A 24176-nucleotide genomic window follows, 5' to 3' on the forward strand; every position below is an offset into this window, starting at 1 on the left:
CCGCGTTTCTTCTCTCGCAAAGTCGCTAAGATGCAAAGGGATTCCGTTTGTTTTCCATCTCTGTGTCCTCCGTGCCTCTGTGCGAAACTTTCTAAATTTTTACTTCGCACGGAGGACACAGAGATCACGGAGGTTTTGCATAGCTTCGTCCACCGACTCGCTTCGCGGTCGCTGCGGCAGGGATACGAAGGGCGCAAGTCCCGGTAGGGATGAGCGCGAATGCGCGAACCCGTAGTAGCCCGGTCCAAAGGAGCCGCCCAAATCCTTTGTTGGAGTTCCTACAAAATTCCGGGCGTTTCCACTTGACCCTTGCCTTCGGTGCGAAAGCCTGTCCTTAATGAAAGCGTTCTTGGTTTTAGAAAACGGGGACGTATACGAAGGCGAATCCTTCGGCTACGAAACCCAGTCCGTCGGGGAAATCGTCTTTAATACTTCCATGGCGGGTTACCAGGAAATTCTCACCGATCCTTCCTACGCCAACCAAATCGTAACTCTCACATACCCGATGATCGGGAACTATGGGATCCATCCTGAAAATATGGAATCTGGAAAGATCCAAGCATCGGGAATGATCGTAAAAGAATATGTAGATCGTCCTTCCAACTTCAAAGCGCAAAAGACATTATCTCAATTTTTAAAAGATTATAAAATTCCCGGGATCCAAGGGATCGATACTCGCAAGCTGACCCGTTTCATTCGCACGAACGGAGCTCCAAACGGTGGAATATTTGTAGCAAACGAATATTCCGATTCTTTTTTAGCGGAAGTGAAGAAGTTCCCTGGAATCGCTGACGCGGACCTCGCGAAGGTTGTCACAACCGATAAAAAATATGAGTTCGGAACTGGCGCGGGGAAAAAATACAAACTCGCTGTTTACGATTACGGTGTGAAGACAAACATTCTTAGGCTCTTGGACGCGGCCGGTTTTGCAGTTTCAGTTTATCCTGCTCAAACTCCAGCTTCCGAAATTATGAAAGATGGCGTGGACGCATTCTTTCTTTCCAATGGTCCGGGAGATCCTGCGGCTTGTACTTATGCAATCGATTCCACAAAAGCTATATTAGAAAATAATTATCCTCTTTTCGGCATCTGCTTAGGTCATCAGATCATCGGCCTGACACTAGGGAAGAAAACCGAGAAAATGAAATTCGGTCATAGAGGCGGGAACCAGCCTGTCAAAAGTTTGGAGACAGGAAAAGTGGAGATCACTTCTCAAAACCATGGCTTTGCTGTGGTAGCAGAGTCTTCCGAAAAAGAACCGATTTCTTTTATCAATTTAAATGATGATACCGTAGAAGGTATTTTGAAATCAGGTTATCCTCTTCTGTCAGTTCAATACCATCCGGAAAGTTCTCCAGGTCCGAATGACAGTAGATATTTATTTCAGAAGTTCTACAATTTAGTGGATTCTACTAAGAAGAAGTAAGCTTTGCTTACTTCTTTCCTTTTCGCAAAGCACTCAATATACTATTTTAGCTTTTCCAAATACTTGGCGAGGTTGCCGATATGTTGTTTTCCACCTTCAATCGCACCGTATTTTTCGTTCACTCTTTCTAATTCTTCCTTGCTCGGGAAGATCTGTTCCATTGTAAGATTCGTGCCTTCTCCAACTTCTTCAAATATGATCTTAGATTCGAAATGAACGTCATGATCGCCTTCTCCATCACCGAGATGTTTATAAATAATATAACGGGGTTCTTTGATATCTGTGAATTGGATCTTGTTTTTATAATCATGTCCATCAGGCCCATGCATGATAAATTCCCAAATCCCGCCGTTGGTAAAATCCATATTCTTCGTAGTTAATGTAAATCCGTCCGGACCCCACCATTCGGAAAGATGATCCGGCATTGACCAAACTTCGAAGAGAAGTTCTGCGGGAACATCAAAGTATCTCTTATAAATAACCTTGTTACCTTCGACAATTGTTTCTACGTTATTTTTTAACACGGGCTCTCTCCTTTTTTATCTTCATAACATATCGATCCAGTTTATCCAGACGCCTATTCCATAGATCGATTATATCCAGTATCCAATCTTCCATTTCATTAATACTTGATCCGTTGAGACTATAAATACGCTTTTGAGCTTCCTTCTTCATATTGAGGACTTTAGCGCTCTTTAATACTTTTAAGTGATGAGAAATGGCGGGTGGGGTAATTTTAAAATTTTGTCCGATCTCGGTTGAGGTAAGTTCGCCGTTTTTGGCGACTAATCTCACAATCTCCCTTCTTGTATCGTCTGCAAGTGCAGCAAAAGCATTCATAATCCATTATTTAAACAATTATTTAATTAAGTCAATGTTTAAATAATAAACTTGAAAAATAGATACATTGTTTAAAGAATAAAGGTTGAGAAATGCGTTTTCTGAAAGCAACGCCGGAATTCGAAGGATTGTTGGATTTGAGGTTGTTAGAGGTATTTTAAAGATATCGTCGATGTTGGAATTCCAACATACTGTTGGGAGAAGGGATCTAATTGACAGATTAGGGGATTTGTGATAGGCGTGTAAACGCTCTCCCACGGGCCACTCCCCCCACCCGAACTTGGGCGGGGGCAATCTTATAACCGCTGTAGGAGCTCCTACAGCTCTATCTTGACAAACAAAATCAGGATTCTTCTATCAGTTCCAACATTCTTTCTTTTTCTCTGGTATCTGCAGGATAACAAAGAGTTTGGTTGGCTGTAGAAGTCTGGAAGTCTTTGTTCTTTCTATCCAATTCTACAATTCTATTCCTGATCTTACGAACTACGATCTGCGTTTCTTCTCTATCTTTTCCATCCAGAACTACAACGTATTTTCCTTGGCCGACTCTGTAGCAATAATCCGTTTCTCCCAAATTTTCTTGGATGGATGCTCTGAGCTCTTCGCAATAATGTGCAAAAAATCCAGCTCCTTTTATACGCACCATTCTGGTTGCATTTTGGACTTTGAAAACCGTTAGGCTGAAAGGGGTTCCTATTTTAGAGGCTCTTGAAATAGCCTCATCTATCCTGGATTCCACGGGACTGAATGGATCCCTGAATACCGCATCTCTTTCCTCTAACATTAGTAAATTAGAAAGTACTGGAGAAGCTATTTCAGAAATTCCAACTGCGGTCTCTCGATCCGTATCCGTCCAAGGTCTTTCTGTTTCGTGGATGAATAACATTCCAACAAGCCAGTTCAGATTCAAGAACGGAAGAATGTCGAAATCATGCATAAGTCCGATCTCGTCATTGGATAATTGCGATAATAGTTCCGGGTTCTTTCTGAAATTAGCGATCCGGAATACTCCCGGCACATTAGAAACTATCCCGACTAAGTTAGAATCCAATCCCAATCTAAATTTTCCGGAAGTGTCCGGTGTAAGAAGGTTCGTTCCGAATACTTTGTATTCTTTCCTGGTACTTCGATCTAAAAGAAGGAAACTCCAGCGCCTTAATCCGAGTTCTTTCTTTAATACTTCTACAAGATAATCGTATGCCTCATCCATATCACGGACTCCGGCCAGGTCTCTTGCAGTCGCAAGTATTCTTTCGTTACTTTTGACTACTTGGTTCAGTCGATCGTTTTCCTGGTGGAGCGCCTCCAAATCCATGATCCTTCTCAATACGGATCCGGCCATTTCTCCAACGATCTTCAAGAACTCTAAGTCTTCGATCGTATAGTCTTCGCCCGCTACAGTTTTGCTTAATATTATAATTCCATAAAACTCGTCGTAACTACGGATTGGAACAAGCATCTCCGCTTCCGTTTTTTCCAGGATCTCTTTTTCCTTTTTAGGAGGAGAATGTTTCAAGATCTCTTTTGCATAAACGACGGAAGGAGTTTTCAAGGCAGCTTGGTAACTTTCGTCCCCTACTTCTAAAACCCAATCAGGATCAGCGCCTATTCCTTGAGCCTCCACAACTCTAAGTACGTCGTATTCTCCATTTGTGGACGAGAAGACTACTATGGATTCCGCGCCAATTTGACCTTGGATGGAAAAGCATAAATTCTCGAAGAAGTTAGTAAAATCTTTGGAAGCAGATATCTCTTTAGAAATTTCAAATGCAGATAGATAGTTCTCCAATTTTTTGCGAGACGCAATCTGCAGATCGATAGGCATTGTAGAATAATCGGAATCGTCATCAAATAAGAACTGAGCATTCTCCGTATCTTTTTGCTCCTTGCTAATGGAACGACCTGCTTCTTGACTTGCTTGGTTCTCTGCATCCTTGACCCAATCATCGAATGGATCTTTAATCGCATCCGGTTTGGAAAGCCCCGAAGGAAAATCCTCTTCTTTTGCTTCTTCTGCTTTAGATAATAATCCTTTACTATGAGTTTCTTCCGGAAGTTCCCCAAAGTCTGCACCTAGATCGGAATCTTCTAATCCTAATCCAAGATCGGGATCTACTTCAAAATTGGATTCATCTTCTGAAGAAGAACCGAAGTCTACAGACGAAAGATCGAAATCGCTATTAGTTTCTTCTCCGAAACTTTCCTCGCCAAAAGCGGAATTCGGAAAGGAAACTTCTGCATCGGGATCTTTTCCTCCGAATGTGTTACTCGAAGTGTCTGCTCCGAAATCGATATCTCCAAAATCCGCGGAAGGAGAATCAAAACTAAAATCATCTTCGGAGGAAGTAGTGGCGGTTGCAGGTTCAAAACTGGTTGGATCTTCGTAAGCGGAAGTTGCCTTCTCTTTTCTTCCGCCAAAATCCATAGCCTTTTCCAAAAGACCTTTGGCTCTTACGGCCATGGACTTTTTTAAAAGAGAAGGTTTTTCTCCTCCGGAAACTGCGACCGAAGATGTTTTAGCTCCGGATTCCAAATTCCCGGAACGAATGAGACGAGTGACCTTGTCCAGTAAACCCATCGTCAAACGCCGATTTGTTTCATTAATTTCTTATAAAGTTCGAAATAGTCGGAACGGGAGAAGTCACGGATCATTTCGTCCGGAAGATTTCCGAGTAGCTCATCCAAATAAAGAAGAATTCGTTTCATCTCATCTTGAGTCGGAATTGGCTCGCCGGTTTCCGGTTCTTCTGCGGCGGCTCCTGCTTGGCGGATCTCTTCCAAAGGAGAAAGTTCATCCTCATCTGCATACTCATCCAAGATAAAGTTCAGTTCCGACTCCGGAGCTAATCTTTCTATCGTTGGGACGATTTCCCCACCTATATTTTCTTCAAAATCTAAACCTGAAATTTGAATATCGTCTTCGAAAGAGCCTAACGCATTTAAGTCGTTTGCTTCAGGAGGAGAAGATAATAACGAATCTAAATCCTCAGAATCAACTTCCGGTGGAGTTTCGTCGGAAAGTAGGTTTCCTAATTCATCATTGGATAATGTGATCGGCTCGTCTGCTTCTTCTCCCAGATCCCAATCAGAAGGTGCAGATACTGCGCTCTCTTCTCCGGTTCCAAGATCGTTTAGGTCCGCAACAGGCCCGTCCCAGTCTATATCATACTCGGAAGATACGTCAGGCGTCCCAATATCGTCTAACTCGTTAATTGGAAGCGAGATTGGTTCATCTGAATCTTCCATTAGATCCGAAGCAGCAGTTTCAACTTCAGGCTCTTCTTCCAATAAATGTCCTAATTCATCTTCAGAAAGTGCGATTGGTTCATCAGCTTCCGTATCTAAACTGAAGTCTCCGAATTCTACAGGTGCAGCATCGTCATGTTCTAAAGGTGGAGCATCGGCAAATATATCCGCATCGGAAGATTCTTCTTCTCCGGAAGACAATAGGTCTCCCAATTCATCGTCTGAGAGAGCGATAGGCTCGTCTTCTTCCGAATCTAAAGAGGAAACCGATTCTTCTCCTCCGGAGAGCAAGTTACCTAATTCATCATCTGAAAGCGCAATCGGTTCGTTATCGTCTAAGTCGGAGGAAAGATCTAAAGAAGTTCCGGTATGCTCCGCTTCTTCTTCTGTTCCGGAAGATAATAAGTTTCCAAGCTCATCGTCTGAAAGTGCGATCGGTTCGTCCGGATCGGAAGTCTCGGAAAAGAAATCTTTTTCGGAAGTTTCCGTAGGAGAAAAATCCAATGAATCAGAGTCGGAACTTCCTAAAATATCCTCATCGCTCGCGGAAGTGAAGTCTCCTAAAGATTCTTCGAACGCTTTTTCTTCCGACCTGGCGTTGTCTTCGAAGTCTTCGAGATCTAATCCGGTATCGAGTGGATTTTCTTCTTCCCCTATTCCGAAATTATCAAAATCGGAAACAGGAAGAGAAATGGATTCTTCTTCCCCACCAAATTCGTCTTTAGTTTCCGCCGGCTCGGAATCAAAATTAAAATCACTTAGATCAAGCTCTGAAGAATCCGCGCCTTCTTCCATTCCAAACTCAGACTCTGCTGTAGGAGCTCCTACAGAATCTAGGTCGTCTAGTTGGATGCTTTCAATTTCATCCTCATCTCCTGAGGATAATAAATTACCAAGCTCATCATCTGAGAGCGCGATCGGTTCGTTGGCCTCTTCTTCCATGTCCAAATCGGAAGAAGTATGTTCTTCGGAGACGGAACCAATATCCAGGTCGCCGAAATCTCCCATCTCATCGAAAGAATTTTTATTTTCTAAAGAAGTGCCATCCCCTCCTAAGAGGTGATCCAATTCATCTGTGGAAAGTGCGATGTCTTTTTCTTCTTCGCCTTCGAAATTAATGTCTTCGGTCAATTCGGAAGAAGGCATAGAGATATCGTCTCCGCCCAAGTCCCCGAATCCTTCTTCTTCCATGTTCGGACTGAAGTCCTCTGCCATGATATCGTCTAACTCGTGTTCGGAGAGTGAAATTGGGCCTTCGTCATCGGAAACTATTTCGTCTTCGAATGTTTTAGCACTGGATTCTTCGGGAACGGAAGTTTCTTCCTCGTCCATGGAGAAGTCCGCCAGATTGGAACCTATATCAATATTATGTAATTCATCATCCGAAAGTGAGATCGGTGTCTCATCGTCCAAATCCGCGTCGGAAAGTCCCACTACTTCGTCTTGGTCGGAAGAATCCCCTCCCCAATCGAATGGTTGATCGTCTGAATGAAATGCGGAAGAAGGAACCTCTCCCGGCTGAGAAAAATCTCCCAAGTCTAAAGAACCTAGATCTCCAAATGCTTCCTCATGATTTTCAGAAGAAGTAGGAGATGATTCCTTCCAAGAAGGAGCAGAGGAAGAAGACGTTGGAGGAGAATTCAAATCATCGTCAATGTCTAGAAGTCTATCGATCTCAGCATCGATCATTGGATCTGTGAGTTCGAAATCGAAGTCCTCGTCCAAATGGACCGACTCATCTAACTGGCTTAGGTCGGAACCAAAATCGGTTTCTTCCGGTTCGAAATTAGGAATGTCTTCCGGATAATCGTCTCCGGATGAAGCGAGTAATTCTTCGAAGCCTTCGCTGTCTGGAGAATCTCCCGGAACGGAATCGAAATTAAAATCGGAGGAGTCGCCATCGCTAGCCAAGAGAGAATCTATTTCGTCCAAGCTCATTTCACTCGGATCAAAATCCTCTCCGTTTCCGGCCGGAAACCCCTCTCCCTCATCTATCGTAAAATCGTCCGCCATGCTTCCTACAGTATGCTAAAAATCCGTCTCTCTAATTCGGAGGATCTCCTAAGTTGCAGGAAATACAATCCGAAAAAATTTTGATACAGTCCTCTTATATTAGAAGACCTTCTCTTCTTAAATAGAACACTTCTTCGGGTTTAATCGATAGAAGTGTCCCTTTATAATTTTCGGAATTTGGAACCCCTAAATATTAGCGGGAAGCTGCTAAAATTCGGGTTTTTGCTTTTAGGACGAGAGTATTTTTCTCGTTGGAGGCAGGAAGAGCTTCCGCTTCTTCTAGGGCTTTTTGGGCGGAGGCCAGGTCGATATCTTCTTTTAGGCTACCGTGGTCCGTCAAAATTGTAACTTTATTGTCTCTTACTTCGAAAAACCCGCCTTCGATTGCGGCGATTTTGGTTTTATTTCCTTGTCGGACTTCCAACACGCCGATCCCGAGCAGGGAGACAAGAGAGGTATGGCCCGGATACACTCCGAAAAACCCTTCGCTTCCAGGCACGACGATGCTGTCCGCATCGCCGTGGAAGAGTAGTTTCTCTGGAGAGATTACCGATACGTCTAGCTTGGCTGCCATCGATTACGCTCTCAGGTTTTTGGACTTCTCGATCGCGTCTTCTATGGTTCCTACCATATAGAAGGCCTGCTCTGGAAGGTGGTCGCAATTTCCTGCGATCAATTCTTTGAAAGAGCGAACTGTATCGGCAAGTTTAACGTATTTTCCAGGAGATCCTGTGAATACTTCCGCTACGTGGAAAGGCTGAGAAAGGAATTTCTCGATCTTTCTTGCTCTCGCAACCAGAACCTTATCATCCTCGGAAAGTTCGTCCATACCAAGGATCGCGATAATATCTTGAAGATCTTTATAACGCTGGAGGATCCTTTGAACCTCACGAGCAACACCGTAGTGTTCCGCACCCAGAACTTCTGCGTTCATCACGCGGGAAGTAGAGTCAAGTGGGTCAACCGCAGGATAAATTCCTTTATCGGAGATTGCACGAGAAAGAACCGTAGTTGCATCCAAGTGAGCGAACGCGTTCGCAGGAGCAGGGTCAGTCAAGTCGTCCGCAGGAACGTAAATCGCCTGAACGGAAGTAATGGATCCCTTACGAGTAGAAGTAATACGCTCTTGAAGAGCACCCATCTCCGTAGAAAGAGTTGGTTGGTATCCTACCGCAGAAGGCATACGTCCGAGTAGAGCGGATACTTCAGATCCCGCTTGGGAGAAACGGAAGATATTGTCTACGAAGAGTAATACGTCTGTTCCGATGGAATCACGGAAATGTTCCGCCATTGTAAGAGCAGAAAGAGCAACGCGAAGACGAGCACCAGGCGGCTCGTTCATCTGACCATAACAAAGCACGGTCTTGTTGATAACTCCGGATTCTTTCATCTCTCTCCAGAGGTCGTTTCCTTCTCTGGTTCTTTCACCAACACCAGCGAATACGGAGAATCCACCGTGTTGTTTCGCGATGTTGTTAATTAACTCTTGGATAAGAACTGTCTTACCTACTCCGGCTCCTCCGAAGAGTCCGGTCTTTCCACCCTTGATATAAGGAGCGAGAAGGTCGATAACCTTGATCCCTGTTTCGAATACTTCCGTTTTAGGGGAAAGGTCTTCGTAACTTGGAGCTGCTCTATGGATAGGCTTACGTTCTTTCACTTGAATAGGAGCGCCCTCATCTACCGGCTCTCCAAGAACGTTAAAAATTCTTCCGAGGGTTACGTCCCCAACAGGAACGGAAATAGGAGCTCCCGTATCGGAAACATCCTGTCCTCTTACAAGGCCGTCAGTGGAAGAAAGAGCAATCGCTCTTACTGCACTACCACCAATATGCTGTTGCACTTCGGCGATAATTTTTTCCTTTTTGCCTTCTACGACCGCGTCGATTTCAAGCGCGTTAAAAATTTCGGGCAGATGTCCGGACTCGAATTCGATATCCAAAACGGATCCGATGATTTGTTTTACTTTACCTTTGCTCATCCAAGTACTCCAATACCAGAACTAGTTTAGCGAGTCCGCACCCGCTACGATTTCCGAGATCTCCTGAGTGATCTTCGCCTGACGAATACGGTTGTAACCGCGGGTCAGAAGTTTGATCATCTCGGAGGCCGCGTCCGTTGCGGATTTCATGGCCACGCGCTTTGCGATCTGCTCGGAACAATTTGCTTCCAAGATCGCCTTTAAAAATGCTGTCTTTACAACTAAAGGAAGAAGTGATTCCAAAATATCCGCCGGGCTCGGTTCATATAGAACGTTAGCGCCAACGTTGGATTCTCCTTGTGCTTCAAACGGAAGAACCTTAGTGACCTCAGGTTCTTGGTTTGCGGAAGAATGATAAACAGTAGAAATAATTTCCACAGAATCCACTTCTTCATTTGCAAAAAGAGCTAAGAAGAAGTCCGCGAACTCTTCCGCTTCCTTGTAACCTGACTTGTCGTCGATATGAGTGTAAGATTTTTCTATTTTCTCTTTTGCGAATTGAAAATAGGAAATTCCTTTTTTACCTACAACAAAAAGTCGAACGCTTACGCCCTGGTCTTTCAGTTCTTGGATGCGAGTTCTTGCTAAACGGATTGTCTTGGAGTTATATCCTCCACAAAGACCTCTGTTCGCGGTGATCACAAGAAGTGCTGCCGAGCGAACCGTATTCGGTTTTCTTAAATAAGGACTTTTTACTACGGAAGCCAGGGATGCAAGCGCTCCCACCAATTCCTTAATTTTGTTAGAGAATGGATGAGACGCGTTCACCCGATCACTCAACTTTTTGGATTTAGCCGTAGCGACCATTTCCATAGTTCGAGTGATCTTCCGAGTGTTCTTAACGGAACTAATCCGTTTCTTTATTTCCCGGGGTGTAGCCAAGATTTTTCTCCGCTTACTTCAGGTTCCTAACAAAGTCGGCTGCGATAGAGGCGATCACCTCTCCCAGTTTTCCTTCGTCCGAAATTTTCTTTTCGGTGCGGATTGCATTCAATACTTCAGGTTGTTGGGTTCGAAGAACATTTAATAAATGTGCTCCAAACTCTCTCACCTTAGGAACTGGGACCTTGTCCATATGTCCTCTGGTTACCGCAAAAATTTCTACTACTTGTTCTTCTACAGGATACGGGCTGGAAACAGGTTGTTTCAACATCTCAACGATGCGATATCCTCTGTCCAACTGGGCCTGAGTGATTGGATCCAAATCAGTTCCAAGTTGAGCGAATGCTTCCAACTCTCTGAACTGAGCTAATTCCAGTTTCATTTTTCCTGCGACTTGTTTCATCGCTTTGATCTGAGCTGCGGAACCAACACGAGATACGGAGATACCAACATCCACTGCAGGACGAACCCCTGATGCGAATAAGTTGGATTGCAGGTATATCTGACCGTCAGTGATCGAAATCACGTTAGTCGGAATATAAGCGGAAACCTCACCTTCTTGGGTTTCGATGATAGGAAGCGCGGTTAAGGAACCTGCTCCGTATTTTTCGTCCAATTTAGCGGCTCTCTCTAATAAACGAGAGTGAAGATAGAATACGTCTCCAGGATAAGCTTCGCGGCCCGGAGGTCTACGAAGAAGAAGACACATTTGGCGATAAGCAACCGCTTGTTTTGATAAGTCATCATAAACAACTAAAGTAGCTTTTTTCTCGTTATACATGAAGTATTCCGCGAAAGAACATCCTGAATAAGGAGCGATGTATTGCAGAGGAGCAGGATCAGCAGCAGTTGCAGAAACCACGATGGTATAATCCAGGGCTCCAACCGCTTTTAGTTTTTCCACGATAGTTGCTACTGTGGAAGCTTTTTGTCCGATCGCTACGTAAACGCAGATAACTCCGGAACCTTTTTGGTTGATGATCGTATCCAGAGCAATGGAAGTTTTACCTGTTCCACGGTCTCCGATGATCAACTCCCGTTGGCCACGGCCTATCGGGATCATTGCGTCGATACTTTTGATACCAGTTTGAAGAGGTTCTTCAACCGGTTGTCTTTTAGAAATACCAGGAGCAGGACTTTCTACCGCACGAGTATGTTTAGTATTGATTGGACCTTTTCCGTCAAGAGGCTCACCGAGTGGGTTCACCACACGTCCGAGCATTTCCGGTCCTACCGGAACCTCTAGGATCTTTCCGATCCTTTTTACGGAGAATCCTTCACGGATGTTTTTGTATTCTCCGTAGATGATCACACCCACTGAATTGTCTTCTAAGTTGAATGCCTGACCGCGAACTCCGTTTTGGAATTCCACAAGCTCTCCAGCCATCACGTTTCTGAGACCGAAAACTCGAGCAATACCGTCCCCTACTTCCAGAACAGTTCCGACTTCTTCGACACCCAGATCTTTTTTATAATTTAAAATTTCCTGTTTGAGGACCGACGTAATTTCGTCTGTTTTAATTTTCATACACCACTCCGACCGGTAATTTGCTGTCCAGCAAGGTTTGCCTTACTTTCTTAAGTTGGCTTTTCATGGAAGAGTCGATCGCCAAGTCTTGGAATCTGACCACGAAACCTCCGAGAAGGCTCGGATCTTCACTTGCTTCCAAGATGAACTCCGATTTGAATTTTTCTTTTAATACTTCCCTTAATTTGGAAAGAGAAGCCTCATCCATAGCGGGATAACTTTTGACTTTCGCGCGAACTCTTCCTGCTTTACGATCCAGTTCTTCTTTTAAAGCTTCGTGAATTTCGGAAAGAAATGAAAATCTTCCCCTGCGAAGAAGCACCTGTAAAAAGTTCAGAGTGATTTCCGAAATTTTACCCTGGAAGGTCTTTAATAGGACCGCTTCCTTATCTTCCCTTTTAACGGAAGGGGTATCGAAAAAATCGCGGAATTGTGGTTCTATTCGAAAAATACTTACGATAGAATCCAATTCCTGTTCGGCTTCTTCCGGAGAAGAACTAGCGTCCGCAAAAGCGGCCGCGTATGTTTTTGGGATCGCAGAATAGCTCATTTGTTACGCGCTCAGTTTCTTGATCTTGCCTAACTCGTTCTCGATAAAGGACTTATAATCGTCCGCTTTTAACTGTTTCTCCAGAACCAGAGCCGCGACTTGAACGGTCATGTCTACGATCTGTCCTTGGAGTTCTGCCAATGCTTTGGATTTTGCGAGTTCGATATCTTTCAGTGCAGTATCTTTAAGAGCCTTCACTTCTTTCGAAGCATCATCCAACATTTTGTTTTTCAGGTTAGTAGCGTCCGATTTCGCTTCCGCTACGATTCCGTTAGCTTGGTCTTTTGCTTGTGCGATTCTTTTTTCATAATCTTTCAGCAGAGATTCCGCTTCGGAACGTACGTCAGCAGCCTTACGAATATCGTTTTGGATGGTCTCAGCTCTTTCATCCAGAGCTTTGAGGATCACATCCCAAGCGAAAACTTTAAGGATAATGACGACTATTAGGAAGGTAATCAGGGTCCAAATGATCAGACCCGGATTAACGTCTAGTAGTGCGCCTAATCCCCTGTCAGCTGCCAAGAGAAACAAGATTATTTACCTTCAGCCGGTGCAGAAACTTCAGTTTTAGCAGCAGATGCTTTGCTAACTGCTGTGTTCAAAGTTCCACCTGCGAGGAACGCAATAACGATTGCGAACAGAGCCGCACCTTCGATAAGGGCTGCAGAGATGATCATCGCAGTTTGGATTTTTCCAGCTGCATCAGGTTGACGGCTGATTCCTTCAGCAGCAGAGCCACCGATTCTTCCGATTCCGAGTCCTGCGCCTAAAATAGCGAGTCCAGCTGCGATTCCTACTCCAATGTATCCTAGTCCGAATTCCATTTTATTACTTTCTCCTATTTGAAATCAAAACGCTTTAAATTAAAATTAGTGCCTGTGCATACTCGAGCCCACGAAGAGCGAGGTTAGAAGAGCGAAAACGTAAGCCTGTAAGAAGGCCACGAACAATTCTAAGAAATAGATCGCGGTAGCTCCGAAAATGGAGATCGGCGCAACTCCCCAAGATTGGAACTGGAAGATAAATCCGAGTAACGCTAAGATGATTACGTGTCCAGCGGTCATATTCGCCAAAAGACGCACAGTAAGTGCAAATGCTTTAGCAAGCGGAGAGATGATAAACTCCAATGGCCACATTAGGATGTATAAAAGTGCAGGAACTCCGTTCGGAACAGAGTGGATAATAAACTTCGGTCCTTGGTAAACGAATCCAGTTCCGTAGATCAAAAGTAAAGTGATGAGTGCAAGAGTTACGGTAACAGAAACATCTCCCGTTACTGTAATACCATTCCAAACTTTTGCGATCCAGATCGGTTCGTGGTGGCCAGATGCCGCATGCGCTGCTGCAGTAACTTCTTCGCCTGAGTTAACAGATTCGATCCCAAGTTGGATTACTTCCCCTACCGGAGGAATGAGTCCCATCAAGTTACAGAATAGAATGAAAAAGAATAATGTGAAAATATAATGATAATAAGAATGTCCGTGTCCGTCCGTGTTTGCGTCAACGACATCCTTTTTCAGGAAACTCACGAACGCTTCTACAGCGTTAGCGAATCTACTTTGTATCTTTAAAGGATTTTTTGCGATCAGACGAGCGGCAGGAATAAATACGATTAGAAGAAGGAAGGAAACGATCCACATCATCGTAACACGACGAGTGATATGAAGATCCAAGCCGCCAACAAAGTGAAATCTATGACCCGTAGAATGATCTACAAAAATGTTTTCTGCATGAGGATCAAAACCTTCATGTCCTTCGAAAACTTTTTTTCCGCCCACATTGAAAGGAAACTCAGCGTGGTCCATCAAGTGGTGAACCAAGACCTCATTCAAATCAAAAGGTTTGGAAGCTTCGCCCTCGGAAGCAAATAATGGAAGTGAGAACAATAATAATGCGGTTGCGAAGATTTGTTTCAACATACTTGTAAAAGGGTCCTCTCGTAAACGACAGGAAAGAAGAGTTTTGGGAGCACCACCCAGGGTTCTATTTCCCACAAAGTACCTTTAAAACGTTCTTTGATGCGTTTTAAGGGGTCACCTTGCGAATACCAATATTAAAAGGTTGGCGAAATGGGCAATAAAAAAACCGATCACAAAACCTTCACGTTCGCCTCTCCAGATAAACAGTACTAAAACGGCTAAATGAATAAAAAAAGACAGAACAGTCGTTCCAAATTGGTATAAAAAACCTTCTTTGGAATGTTTCCAAAGTAGATAAAATCTAAAATTGTAAATGAACAGAGATAATAAAAGAGATATTACAATTCCCTTCCAAAAGGCAGGGTCAGGAACCTCGTAGAACCGGAACCATAATCCGAAGATTAGAAGGAGAATAACAAAACCGAAATAATACTTTCTAGGCTGTAATACCCCGTTAGATTCCTTCATCCAAAAGAACCGAATTAGTCCTTTTTGTCGAACTGGGAAACTCTGGTGAGAAGATAATAAATCCCGTAACCGAATCCGAAAATCGCCCCGAACAAGATCCCAAAAGGAGACCAGCCGAAACGCCCATCCAGATATCTTCCTATAAAAACGGAAGCAATGATGATAAAAGCGAACTCTGTCCCTACGCTAGCAAGCTGCCAAGGAGAAGCATCTTTATTTTCAGGAGGTTTTTGATCCGGTTCGCTCATTTATTCTAATACGGTTCCGATACGATACCAACGGACCTGCATTCTAGGAATTCTATAAAATATAGTGCTCTTGAACCAATTCATATTAGAATCAATATCTCCACATTTCGATCTAAATTCTTCCGGATCGTATTTTTGGGCAAAGCGCCCGTTCATTCCAAGGTCCTCTGCATTTTTATAAGCACATACATGGTCTTTCCAGTTGATGGAGAAATAGATCAATGCAGCTTTTCCGAGTATATTCGCCCTAGGAACAAATCCCCAAAATCTGGAATCGGAAGAATTCGTACGATTATCTCCCATCATCATATAATGATCATCCGGGATCACACAACCCGTGGTTTGAAAACATTCACCATCTTTGAATTGGTGAGAAGAATATGAATGAGAATCTCCTTCGATCACATAATGTTCGAAGTCCGGTTTCTTTTCTTTAAAAAGATAAAATTGAACGGCTGCATCGTCGTCCATGTCGTCGAATTGGTTTTTCTTTTCTTCATCCTTAAAATCGTAAGCGGAGAAGTCTGTTTTTCCTTTTTCCATGTATTCTATTCTGCCATAGACCGTAGAAGATCCGTCTCTCTTATGATCAATCTTTACGATACGGATCCTATCTCCAGGAAGACCGATCACTCTTTTTACGAATCTTTTAGGGAACCATCCTTCTTTCTCTTCAGGCGAGACAGCTCCATCCGGAGGAATGAAAGTAACGATATCCCCTCTTTTAGGATCATCATATCTTTTAAGTTCTATATCCGTAAAAGGAAGTCGGAGAGAATATCTCATCTTATTTACGAACAGAAAATCCCCTATCTTCAAAGTGGGGAGCATGGATCCCGAGGGAATATTATTCGCATCCAAGACTGAGGATTTAAAAGCTAAAACTAATAAAACGATAAAAAAGAAGGAGAGAGTGGAATCTACAGATTCTTCTCCAAAGATTTCATGGATCCAAGTAGGAAGTTTTTTTAAAAAGGTACTGCCCTTCGGCTGGCTCATAGGTCTATTGATACGAGATCGGCATTTTCCGTCAATTCGGAAGACTGAGTACCCTCTTTACATACTTCCGGTTTCGGTAACTAGATAAGTTTCAGCAGTTCTATCGAAACAGAATGCCTCCACCCCACCACCTCCAGCAGTAAAATATTGAGGATCATTTTTCGTAATAAAACAATCCTCCCCTTGGGCATCTATGCAGGCTTGAGTGGAAGCTACGCAAACAATATAATTAGCGACCGGATTGAATTCTTCCTTCTTCTTTCCTTTGATCTCGTCTATGTCCTCTCCGGAACATCCGAAAAAAAAGAAGAAGCTTAGAGCCGGCAGCAAAGAAAGTTTTGAAAACACAAGATAGTCAGATCCTCGCGATCATACAATAAGTTCCACACCTCCCCCGCGAAGGATCGAACCGGGGTCAAAAAATCGCTTTTTCGATTTTTTGACCGGAGGTGAGAGCCTGGTCCGAGGACGCGGCCCTTCCCTTTTTTCCTAAAAATCCTTACTGTTTTTTTAAAAAGGACGATATTAGAAACGTGAAAGAGCAGATAGACCGCAAAATTATCGAACTTCGCCGCCACCTGATTTCTCTGAAACAGAGCTATCCTATTGTTGGATTGAAAGGAGGCACGGAAACGGAAGATATGGATTCGGACGAGATCCGAGCGCTTCATATCGTGGCTAAAGATTTGGTTCCGGTCACTGTTAAGATCGGTGGGCCCGAGGCCCGAACCGATATCCGTATGCTTGTTAAGGAAGAGATCGAAGGGATTTCCGCACCTATGATCGAATCTTCTTATGCTCTCAAAAACTTTATTTCTACTCTCAAAAGTATGCTTAGCCCAGTGACTTTTTCCAAAGTTACTAAGGCAATCAACCTGGAGACGATCACAGGTTATAAAAATTTACTAGAGATCGCTGACTCGAGCGCTTTCGAAGATCTGGATCAGGTTACTGCCGCAAGATCGGATCTTTCTTCTTCTATGGGAATGATCCCTGATGATAAAGAAGTGATGAAAGTCACTCGCACTATCATTGCTATATCCAAAGACAGAGGTAAAAAAACTTCCGTCGGTGGAACAATCACTAAACAAAATTTCAGAAAGATCGCTGAAGAGATCCGTCCTGATAAGATCAACTCCAGACATGTTTGTGTGGACGCCATGAAATCTTTGGAAAAATTTCCGGAAGAAGTAGCAGAAGTTATGCTCCAATTCGAGATCGAATTGTACGATCTGTTCTCTCTTTTAAAACCTGAGAAGGCTTACGGTTATAAGAATAGAATGGAAACCAATCGAGAAAGGATCGGATCCAGAAAGGTTCTCTATTCCATTCGGTAAACAATGGCCAAAGATACAAGAGACCTAATCTTAAGAACTTCCCTCAAATTATTTTCAGAACAAGGGTATCACGGCTCTACCATGAGGCAAATCGCCCAGAGAGCCGGTTTATCTTTGGGTCTTGCCTATCGTTATTTTGAATCCAAAGAATCTATTTTAGAAGGGATTATCGAGTCACATGATAAGATCTTAAAAAAATATCTCCCCGAAAAATTGAATTCTACGGAGAATAGAGCGGAACTTATTCAATTCTTAGGCGGGCAGATCATTAAGCTAGTAAAGGAGAATGAAGAATATCTCCGTCTGTATTGGAGTCTTATGCTCCAGCCAAAGATCCATAGATTAAAAAAACGAAATATTCATCTGGTGAATCTGATCTTTTACGAAAACTCCAAAAAGATTATCCTAGCTTTAAAGCCTAATTATACCGAATTCGAAGTGAAAAATCTTACATCTGCTATCATTGGTTATATGATCAATCATTTGACTAATAAGAGAGAATTTACTCTGGAAGATTTCCGTGCATATATAGTTTATGCATTGGAGAATACCTAAAGCTGAAGAAGCTCTCGGAAAAAAATCGTATTAGGACAATTAGATGATACGTTTTCTTTCCTTCCCCACTCCCAAAGAAAAAAATTCTACTACTAAAGCTGTTCCTCATAGAACCGATGCTCCTTTCTTTAAGAACTTCTCCCTCAAGAAGGCATTAAACAAAGAAAAAGTCTGGATCGATGTAGAAAATCCAACCTCGGAAGATCTAATCTTTTTGTCTAGGAATTGCGGATTCCACGATCTCGCGATAGAAGATTGTGTGAACAGAAACCAAAGACCGAAGTTCGAAGATTATGAGGACCATGCGTTTATGGTCCTTCATAGTTTTAGATCGGAAGGAGAACAGTCTTTTTCCACAACCGAAACGCATGTATTTTTCAATCGTAAGTTTATCGTTTCCGTTCATGAACATAAGGAACCTCTGATAGATTCCCTTTGGAACAGAACTCTTACAGAGCAGAATTTTGCCTCCAAGGGAACGGATCATGTTTTGTATTTGTTGTTCGATCTTTTGGTGGATTCCAATTTTCCGATCTTGGATCAGATCTCTGAACAAATCACCGATCTGGAAAATCAGATCCTGATCAGCAATATAGAACCTGACTTCATTACGAATATTTTATATGTGAAAAGAAATTTGGTGAGAATGAGGAGGGTACTTTCTCCCCAAAGAGAAGTGCTCAATTTGATCATGAGGCACGAGGACAAATTTCTCTCGGAAAGAGTTCGTTTCTATTTTAGGGACGTGTATGATCATTTGAGTAGACTTGTCGAAACTATTGATATGGATAGGGATCTGATCGGAAACTCTATGGATGCTTATTTTTCCATTCTATCCCAAAGAACCAACGATATCATCAAACGGTTAACCTTGGTTTCGATGATCTTTATGCCACTCACATTCTTGACCGGGTTTTTCGGGATGAATTTTACCGAACTTCCCTATGAGAGTAGGCTGATCCTGAGCGCTTCTTTAACCACTATGTTAGCCATTCCAGGCGTTATGATCTTATATTTTAAATATAAAAATTGGTTCAAAGATTAGTCCAAGTCTTATGGACAAAAAAATTGCAATCGTTACAGGCGCAAGCCGAGGTATAGGCGAAGAAGTTTCTAAACAACTTTCCAAATCTGGGATCCATATCATCTGTGCTTCCCGCAAAAAAGAAAACTCTGAAAAAACTGCATCCTTCATCCGAAAAGAAGGAGGTTCCGCGGAAAGTTTTGCCTTGGATGTTTCCGATCCGAATTCCATCCAAAATTTCCTGAAAGAAGTTCTCTCTAAATACCCCAAAATCGACATTCTTGTAAATAACGCGGGTGTGTATCTGGATAGCGGTCCAATCGAAAATACCACTTTAGAAATGTTGCAAGGAACCTTGGATACAAATCTGATCGGGCCATTTCTTCTTTCTCAAAAGATATTGGGTGTAATGAAAAAGAACGGCTATGGTAGGATCGTAAACGTAAGTTCCGGTATGGGACAACTTTATGATATGAGTTCAGGATATTCCGCATATCGTATCTCCAAAACTGCATTGAATGCGCTTACGAGGATTCTTCATTCCGAATCTTCCAGCAAAGATATCAAAGTGAATTCTGTTTGTCCAGGTTGGGTCAGAACTGATATGGGCGGTAAATCCGCAACTCGTTCCGTGGAACACGGCGCGGAGACAATTGTATGGGCGGCGCAATTGGATAAGAGCGGTCCTTCGGGAATTTTTCTGAGAGATAAGAAAGAGATCCCTTGGTAGGAATAAGTTCAGTTTGTAGGAATTCCTACAAGGATTTGTGGTGAGGGATTTTGTTGACGGAGGAAGGATTTTGTGATATTGCGTGTAAGCGCTCTCCCACGGGCCACTCCCCCCACCCAATGCAGGGCGGGGGCGGTTTTAAAGCCACTGTAGGAACTCCTACAGTCCCTTCCTCTTCACTTTCCGAATAACCCTTTCACACCATCCACGAATTCTCTTCCGACAGGAAGATTGGTCTCGTCCTCGTCTTTCAGATAAATTGTATAGGCGCCGCCCGCTTGGGATTTCGCTGCGGAGACAAGACTACGATTTACCATATGCTTTCTATGGATCCGTAAAAAATCAGTCTTAGGTAATTCTTTTTCTAAATCGCCGAGCAATTTGGCGGTTTCATAATCTCCGTCCTTAGTATGAAGAACGGAACGTTTTCCATTTGCGGTGAGATAGTATAGATCCGCATACAAAACTCTGTGGATCAGACCTCCATCACGAAAAACGAATACTGGATCAGGCTCGCCACTGGCCCTTGAATTAGAAATGGATTTTAACTGTAGATGATGAAGTGCTCTTTCCATACATGCAGAAAATCTCTTCTTCGTATACGGTTTTAAAAGATAATCGCAGGCTCCGACTTCGAATGCTTTGAGCGTATGTTCTCTGTATGCAGTGGTAAATACTAATACCGGAAGATTTTCACCTATCTCTTCTAAAACCTGTAGTCCTGTTTTTTCAGGTAGATTGATATCCAGAAAGACTAGGTCGAATTTCTCTTTTTTGAGAAGGTCGATTGCCTGGGAACCTGTTCTTGCGATCCCACCTACTTCAAATTGGGGCCAACTTTCCAAAAATTTACGTAGAAGGTCCCTGGCAGGGACCTCGTCCTCTATCACTAAAACCTTATATAGCGAGCTATTCATCTTGATGCGAATTCCAATCTTAATGTGGTGATTCCGAATTTATCTTTTTCTAATTTGAGTTCCGCTTCGCCGAAATTATACTCTAATCTGGATTTTATATTGTTTAATGTACGAGAAAATTCGGATTTCTTATATTCAGGTAACAAATGATGTTCTTGTTTTTCGTTCCCGTTATTTTTAATCTCTATTTTTATTCTTCCGAAACTTTCGGTCGCACTGATCTCTAATATCCCTGCCTCGGAACGATTTTCTAAACCATGCTTAAAACTATTTTCGACTAATGGTTGTAAGGTTAAAGGAGGTATCCTAAGTCTGGAAAAGTCCCCTACTTTCTTGATCTTGATCGTTAAAGAATCCGAAAATCGTATTCTTTGCAATTCCAGATAGTTTACTGTAAAGTCCCATTCTTCTGAGAAAGGAATGGTTTTTTCGAAGATCCTATCGGATAAAAATCTGTATGTTTCGGAAAGCAAAATTAAAGCGTTATCTGCCTTTTGAGGATCTGTTACAAGCAAAGAATGTATTGTATTCAAAGTATTGAACAGATAATGCGGATCCATCCGATTTTGAAAGGTCCTGTATTGGATATCCTTCAGTTCGCTTTCCATCTTCTTCCTTCTTTCTATCAGGATTTGCATGGATTTTTCTAAAAAGGAAATGAATAAGGCAAGTATTAAGCTGCTCAGAAGAATATTGTATGATCCTCCGTGGGGCCTTTCGACTCCTTCTCCGGCTAATAATAATACATGAATGATTCCGCCTGACGCAACTCCCAGGATGGATGCTATCGCAGAAGCGACGACCAAAAAGGCCCCGGTAAAGAATGCGCCTCTATTCAGTCGGTTCAAAAATTCTACGGAAAACTCCACTATGGAACATACACAATGTGTGGTTACCTGGGTGGCTAAGAACACCTTCCAGAAAGGAGCTTTGGAATTATGAGCGACTAACAACGAATTCATTGTGCCGATCACTGTGTTTATGGTTAACCAGAACAATATCTTAAAAGTGCGCATACAAAGAACGATCGAAAAATTTTTTCCGATTCCGACTCCACTGATCCTCTATTCTTTTAACCCGTCGATCCCCTTTTTACAATCTTATTCCAGGGAAAGTATCGTTTATTCCAATCGAATGGAAACTACAGAAATCGGATCGACCCGCTTGTTAAATACAAAGTCTGGTAGACAAGAGAGTAAGGATAGGTTTATCTAAACGAAATTTTTTCTTTACGACTTTTGTCGGCAAGTAATCGAGGGGGACCTCTTTGAAAAAGACATCTATTCGAAAACTGATCACCGCAGCATGTTTTATTATGGGATCTGTACATTTATCCGCAGAGGAAATCGTTACCGCTAAGAAAGACGAACCGGACGGTTTTTACGGTTTGAAGATAGGTGGTATTCTTTCCCCTTCTTATAACCAGAGAATGAGAGACGGTGGTTCCGGTCTTACTAACGCGTATCCGAATGAAGAGCCCGGCTTCTCCACCCCTTGGACACTCTTAACTATTAATAAAGAATTTAAAGAAACAGGGGTCAGCCTGGAATTATGGGGAGAATTATTACGTTCTGCTCAAGTAAGCGCGGACACAAGAATGGATGGAGGAGTTAAATCCAATCCTTATATTTTGGGGATCAGGAGGGCTCTTATCCGCAAAACTTGGGAAACAGGACTTGGAGAATATTCACTAACTTTCGGAATGCAGGAACTACCGCATACATATACCCAATGGAAAAACTATTGGAGATGGAGATATGTGGACAAAGGACCTCTTGAAAGTTTGGGATTTGCGCCTGCTCCCGCCGATATTGGGTTAGGCGGAACTGGAAAATGGGATACTGTATCCGCTCAAGTTATTCTTTCCAATGGAGAAGGTTACAGACAGACACAAAACACAGACTCATCCGGTTTCGATCTTTCTTCCAGAGTTTCTTATGAACCTAAGATAGGTGATGAGAATAGGATCGGTCTTCATTTCTTCTATAGATCGGCTAATTTAACAGGTGCCGCTTCATCCGATTGCAGGGAAGGCACAGCTTGTCTTGCGTCGGATAATAATCCTTCTACCACCCTCAGAAAAGATGTTCGTTCCTTAGAAAGTGACTCTTATGCTGTGGAAGCTAATTTTGATCGTAAAAAAATTCTTAACTTCGGACTAGGATATGTGTTCAGAAAACAAAAAGGCGGAGAAGTCAGAGACGTTTCCAAACCTTTCGGTGCTGTGACCCCGGGTTTGGATTCGACTGGAACAGCTGCTTACGCCTGGTTGTCTTTAGGATGGGGAGATTTTAGGATCGTGGGCAGATTAGAAGGAGGAAGCGGAAGAGACGGAGTGCTCGCCGCAAACCGAACTCAGATAAACCAGGTCATGCCAGGAAGTCCTGAATCGGATTATTGGAATATACAAACCAATACCATTGGACCTCTGGTGAATTCTTCGGGTTATTCCGTTCGTTCCTCGTTTAGAAGAGGTTCTGTATTCGCGGAATGGAATATTACGGATTCCTTACGTGTTTCTATCGGATACACAGAGTCTAGGAACAGGGACAAAGACGGTGACAGAGAACAATCCTATGTGGACGGGTCCGGAAATGAAAGGACCAAAGCGGAGTATTTACAACAATTCCAAGGCGGAGCAAATAACGGGATCGTATCCTATGGCCGCCTGACCAAAGAATTAACTCTTTGGACTACCATCGAATTTTAAGGAGAAGTTTATGAAACTGAAAGTTTGGATGATATTAAGCCTGGTGCTTTCCATCGGTTCCTTGGTTTTAGTTAGCCAAGAGAATAAGGAGAAGGACGCAAGAGTTTCCTTCCTTATTGGAAAAGTACAATTGCAAAAAGGCGGCAAGGGAAGCTGGAACATTCTAAAACAAGGTGACTATGTTTCAGAAGGAGATATTGTTTCTACAGGGAACGCTTCTAAAACAACACTACTCTATAAGGGTTCCGAGTTTAAAGTCCTGCCGAATACAAAATTAAAAATTTCCAGTCTGTATAACGAATCAAAAGACGGTAAACTGGAAGTACAGAGTGGATTTGCTTGGTTCCAACTCGTAAACCTAAAGGGTAAAAAATTCGAGGTCAGCACTCCTACTACTACTGCGGGCGTAAGAGGGACTGCATTCTCCGCATTCCACGACCATAAAACCAAGGATTCTTCCTTCTGCACTTGTGAAGGTAAGGTTTTGATGAATGGGACAGGTGATCCGAAAGACGGGACCATGCAAGAAAAAGGAAATGGCGGTTATTATCCTGGTGGCGGAGAAGAACCGAAAAGAAGCTCTTACGAAGGAATTATAGTAAAATTTAAATCTCTTCCTCCATTCAAGGATCTGATGAAAAAGAATATTTCCTTAAAGAATTGTTTATCCTGCCACACGCCTCAAGGCTGGACTCCGGATGACTCCGTTCCAAGCGATGAGACTTACGGCGGAGGAAAAATGTAAATCTTTTAGGACAATTTTGAAATGTATAAGAGGCTCGGAGTTCCGAGCCTCTTTTTTT

Annotated in this window: 24 protein-coding genes; 7 read left to right on the plus strand and 17 right to left on the minus strand. The window is 42.9% G+C overall.

Going from position 1 to position 24176, the window contains the following annotated elements; translation table 11 throughout:
* Positions 1-337 precede the first annotated feature (337 nt).
* Complete coding sequence (gene carA / locus CH352_RS14475) at positions 338-1426, plus strand: glutamine-hydrolyzing carbamoyl-phosphate synthase small subunit (RefSeq protein WP_100706820.1); 1089 nt, start codon at positions 338-340, stop codon at positions 1424-1426.
* Positions 1427-1467: 41 nt separating this feature from the next.
* Here the strand turns inward: carA and CH352_RS14480 are convergent, their stop codons facing one another.
* The 15 genes from CH352_RS14480 to CH352_RS14555 all read right to left on the minus strand — a co-directional run bounded on the left by CH352_RS14480 (position 1468) and on the right by CH352_RS14555 (position 16448).
* On the minus strand, positions 1468-1950 hold the full coding sequence (locus CH352_RS14480) for an SRPBCC family protein (RefSeq protein WP_100706819.1): 483 nt from the start codon (positions 1948-1950) through the stop codon (positions 1468-1470).
* Positions 1937-2266 carry a metalloregulator ArsR/SmtB family transcription factor gene (locus CH352_RS14485; RefSeq protein WP_100706818.1) on the minus strand — a complete coding sequence of 110 codons (330 nt, stop codon included), beginning with the start codon at positions 2264-2266 and terminating at the stop codon, positions 1937-1939. The genes CH352_RS14480 and CH352_RS14485 overlap by 14 nt, the downstream gene beginning before the upstream one ends.
* Positions 2267-2609: 343 nt before the next feature.
* Positions 2610-4844 carry a GAF domain-containing protein gene (locus CH352_RS14490; RefSeq protein ID WP_100706817.1) on the minus strand — a complete coding sequence of 745 codons (2235 nt, stop codon included), beginning with the start codon at positions 4842-4844 and terminating at the stop codon, positions 2610-2612.
* A 2-nt stretch (positions 4845-4846) separates the two neighbouring features.
* On the minus strand, positions 4847-7525 hold the full coding sequence (locus CH352_RS14495; protein WP_100706816.1) for a hypothetical protein: 2679 nt from the start codon (positions 7523-7525) through the stop codon (positions 4847-4849).
* 193 nt (positions 7526-7718) lie between these two features.
* Entirely contained in the window at positions 7719-8099 is a 381-nt protein-coding gene (gene atpC / locus CH352_RS14500; protein ID WP_100706815.1) for an ATP synthase F1 subunit epsilon, read from the minus strand.
* Positions 8100-8102: 3 nt separating this feature from the next.
* Positions 8103-9506 (minus strand): F0F1 ATP synthase subunit beta, encoded by a 1404-nt coding sequence (atpD, locus tag CH352_RS14505; protein WP_100706814.1) that lies wholly within the window; start codon positions 9504-9506, stop codon positions 8103-8105.
* Between the two features lie 21 nt (positions 9507-9527).
* A complete protein-coding gene (gene atpG, locus CH352_RS14510) occupies positions 9528-10388 on the minus strand; it encodes an ATP synthase F1 subunit gamma (RefSeq protein ID WP_100706813.1) in 861 nt (286 codons plus the stop codon).
* A 13-nt stretch (positions 10389-10401) separates the two neighbouring features.
* A complete protein-coding gene (gene atpA / locus CH352_RS14515; RefSeq protein ID WP_100706812.1) occupies positions 10402-11916 on the minus strand; it encodes a F0F1 ATP synthase subunit alpha in 1515 nt (504 codons plus the stop codon).
* Positions 11906-12466 carry an ATP synthase F1 subunit delta gene (gene atpH / locus CH352_RS14520; protein ID WP_100706811.1) on the minus strand — a complete coding sequence of 187 codons (561 nt, stop codon included), beginning with the start codon at positions 12464-12466 and terminating at the stop codon, positions 11906-11908. Before atpH ends, atpA begins: the two co-directional genes overlap by 11 nt.
* A 3-nt stretch (positions 12467-12469) precedes the next feature.
* The gene (locus CH352_RS14525) at positions 12470-12997 is read right to left on the minus strand and encodes a F0F1 ATP synthase subunit B (RefSeq protein WP_100706810.1); all 528 of its coding nucleotides are present in this window, start codon (positions 12995-12997) and stop codon (positions 12470-12472) included.
* Between the two features lie 2 nt (positions 12998-12999).
* Positions 13000-13290 (minus strand): ATP synthase F0 subunit C, encoded by a 291-nt coding sequence (gene atpE / locus CH352_RS14530; RefSeq protein WP_008595212.1) that lies wholly within the window; start codon positions 13288-13290, stop codon positions 13000-13002.
* A gap of 45 nt (positions 13291-13335) precedes the next feature.
* Complete coding sequence (gene atpB / locus CH352_RS14535) at positions 13336-14385, minus strand: F0F1 ATP synthase subunit A (protein WP_100706809.1); 1050 nt, start codon at positions 14383-14385, stop codon at positions 13336-13338.
* Between the two features lie 482 nt (positions 14386-14867).
* Positions 14868-15101 carry an AtpZ/AtpI family protein gene (locus CH352_RS14545; protein ID WP_100706807.1) on the minus strand — a complete coding sequence of 78 codons (234 nt, stop codon included), beginning with the start codon at positions 15099-15101 and terminating at the stop codon, positions 14868-14870.
* A complete protein-coding gene (gene lepB / locus CH352_RS14550; protein WP_100706806.1) occupies positions 15102-16100 on the minus strand; it encodes a signal peptidase I in 999 nt (332 codons plus the stop codon). It abuts the gene before it with no gap.
* A 57-nt stretch (positions 16101-16157) separates the two neighbouring features.
* Complete coding sequence (locus CH352_RS14555; protein WP_100706805.1) at positions 16158-16448, minus strand: hypothetical protein; 291 nt, start codon at positions 16446-16448, stop codon at positions 16158-16160.
* Positions 16449-16633: 185 nt separating this feature from the next.
* On the opposite strand from CH352_RS14555, the gene CH352_RS14560 reads away from it, so the two are divergent.
* Genes CH352_RS14560 through CH352_RS14575 form a run of 4 tightly spaced genes read left to right on the plus strand, consistent with a single transcriptional unit; the run spans position 16634 to position 19746 of the window.
* Entirely contained in the window at positions 16634-17437 is an 804-nt protein-coding gene (locus tag CH352_RS14560) for an aldolase/citrate lyase family protein (protein ID WP_100706983.1), read from the plus strand.
* 3 nt (positions 17438-17440) lie between these two features.
* On the plus strand, positions 17441-17992 hold the full coding sequence (locus CH352_RS14565) for a TetR/AcrR family transcriptional regulator (RefSeq protein ID WP_100706804.1): 552 nt from the start codon (positions 17441-17443) through the stop codon (positions 17990-17992).
* 43 nt (positions 17993-18035) lie between these two features.
* Complete coding sequence (corA, locus tag CH352_RS14570; protein WP_100706803.1) at positions 18036-19037, plus strand: magnesium/cobalt transporter CorA; 1002 nt, start codon at positions 18036-18038, stop codon at positions 19035-19037.
* A 10-nt stretch (positions 19038-19047) separates the two neighbouring features.
* Positions 19048-19746, plus strand: coding sequence for an SDR family NAD(P)-dependent oxidoreductase (locus tag CH352_RS14575; RefSeq protein WP_100706802.1), 699 nt, complete (start codon positions 19048-19050; stop codon positions 19744-19746).
* Between the two features lie 176 nt (positions 19747-19922).
* Here the strand turns inward: CH352_RS14575 and CH352_RS14580 are convergent, their stop codons facing one another.
* Positions 19923-20663 carry a LytR/AlgR family response regulator transcription factor gene (locus tag CH352_RS14580; RefSeq protein ID WP_100706801.1) on the minus strand — a complete coding sequence of 247 codons (741 nt, stop codon included), beginning with the start codon at positions 20661-20663 and terminating at the stop codon, positions 19923-19925.
* Entirely contained in the window at positions 20660-21625 is a 966-nt protein-coding gene (locus tag CH352_RS14585) for a sensor histidine kinase (RefSeq protein WP_100706982.1), read from the minus strand. Before CH352_RS14585 ends, CH352_RS14580 begins: the two co-directional genes overlap by 4 nt.
* A 305-nt stretch (positions 21626-21930) precedes the next feature.
* Here CH352_RS14585 and CH352_RS14595 point away from each other — a divergent pair, with 305 nt between their 5' ends.
* Together CH352_RS14595 and CH352_RS14600 are read left to right on the plus strand one after the other, a co-directional pair.
* Complete coding sequence (locus tag CH352_RS14595) at positions 21931-23373, plus strand: hypothetical protein (RefSeq protein ID WP_100706799.1); 1443 nt, start codon at positions 21931-21933, stop codon at positions 23371-23373.
* Between the two features lie 10 nt (positions 23374-23383).
* A complete protein-coding gene (locus CH352_RS14600) occupies positions 23384-24118 on the plus strand; it encodes a FecR family protein (RefSeq protein WP_100706798.1) in 735 nt (244 codons plus the stop codon).
* Positions 24119-24176 lie beyond the last annotated feature (58 nt).

Origin of the sequence: Leptospira hartskeerlii, assembly GCF_002811475.1 — a bacterium.
GTDB lineage: Bacteria > Spirochaetota > Leptospiria > Leptospirales > Leptospiraceae > Leptospira_B > Leptospira_B hartskeerlii.

Excerpts from the sequence above, each read along its gene's own strand:
- CH352_RS14490 (WP_100706817.1), bottom strand. The coding sequence starts at position 4,844 with ATGGGTTTACTGGACAAGGTCACTCGTCTCATTCGTTCCGGGAATTTG.
- lepB (WP_100706806.1), bottom strand. The coding sequence starts at position 16,100 with ATGAGCCAGCCGAAGGGCAGTACCTTTTTAAAAAAACTTCCTACTTGG.
- CH352_RS14485 (WP_100706818.1), bottom strand. The coding sequence starts at position 2,266 with ATGAATGCTTTTGCTGCACTTGCAGACGATACAAGAAGGGAGATTGTG.
- atpA (WP_100706812.1), bottom strand. The coding sequence starts at position 11,916 with ATGAAAATTAAAACAGACGAAATTACGTCGGTCCTCAAACAGGAAATT.
- CH352_RS14575 (WP_100706802.1), top strand. The coding sequence starts at position 19,048 with ATGGACAAAAAAATTGCAATCGTTACAGGCGCAAGCCGAGGTATAGGC.
- atpH (WP_100706811.1), bottom strand. The coding sequence starts at position 12,466 with ATGAGCTATTCTGCGATCCCAAAAACATACGCGGCCGCTTTTGCGGAC.
- corA (WP_100706803.1), top strand. The coding sequence starts at position 18,036 with ATGATACGTTTTCTTTCCTTCCCCACTCCCAAAGAAAAAAATTCTACT.
- CH352_RS14565 (WP_100706804.1), top strand. The coding sequence starts at position 17,441 with ATGGCCAAAGATACAAGAGACCTAATCTTAAGAACTTCCCTCAAATTA.
- CH352_RS14545 (WP_100706807.1), bottom strand. The coding sequence starts at position 15,101 with ATGAGCGAACCGGATCAAAAACCTCCTGAAAATAAAGATGCTTCTCCT.
- atpB (WP_100706809.1), bottom strand. The coding sequence starts at position 14,385 with ATGTTGAAACAAATCTTCGCAACCGCATTATTATTGTTCTCACTTCCA.
- CH352_RS14495 (WP_100706816.1), bottom strand. The coding sequence starts at position 7,525 with ATGGCGGACGATTTTACGATAGATGAGGGAGAGGGGTTTCCGGCCGGA.
- atpD (WP_100706814.1), bottom strand. The coding sequence starts at position 9,506 with ATGAGCAAAGGTAAAGTAAAACAAATCATCGGATCCGTTTTGGATATC.
- atpE (WP_008595212.1), bottom strand. The coding sequence starts at position 13,290 with ATGGAATTCGGACTAGGATACATTGGAGTAGGAATCGCAGCTGGACTC.
- CH352_RS14585 (WP_100706982.1), bottom strand. The coding sequence starts at position 21,625 with ATGAATTCGTTGTTAGTCGCTCATAATTCCAAAGCTCCTTTCTGGAAG.
- atpC (WP_100706815.1), bottom strand. The coding sequence starts at position 8,099 with ATGGCAGCCAAGCTAGACGTATCGGTAATCTCTCCAGAGAAACTACTC.
- CH352_RS14600 (WP_100706798.1), top strand. The coding sequence starts at position 23,384 with ATGAAACTGAAAGTTTGGATGATATTAAGCCTGGTGCTTTCCATCGGT.
- CH352_RS14580 (WP_100706801.1), bottom strand. The coding sequence starts at position 20,663 with ATGAATAGCTCGCTATATAAGGTTTTAGTGATAGAGGACGAGGTCCCT.
- carA (WP_100706820.1), top strand. The coding sequence starts at position 338 with ATGAAAGCGTTCTTGGTTTTAGAAAACGGGGACGTATACGAAGGCGAA.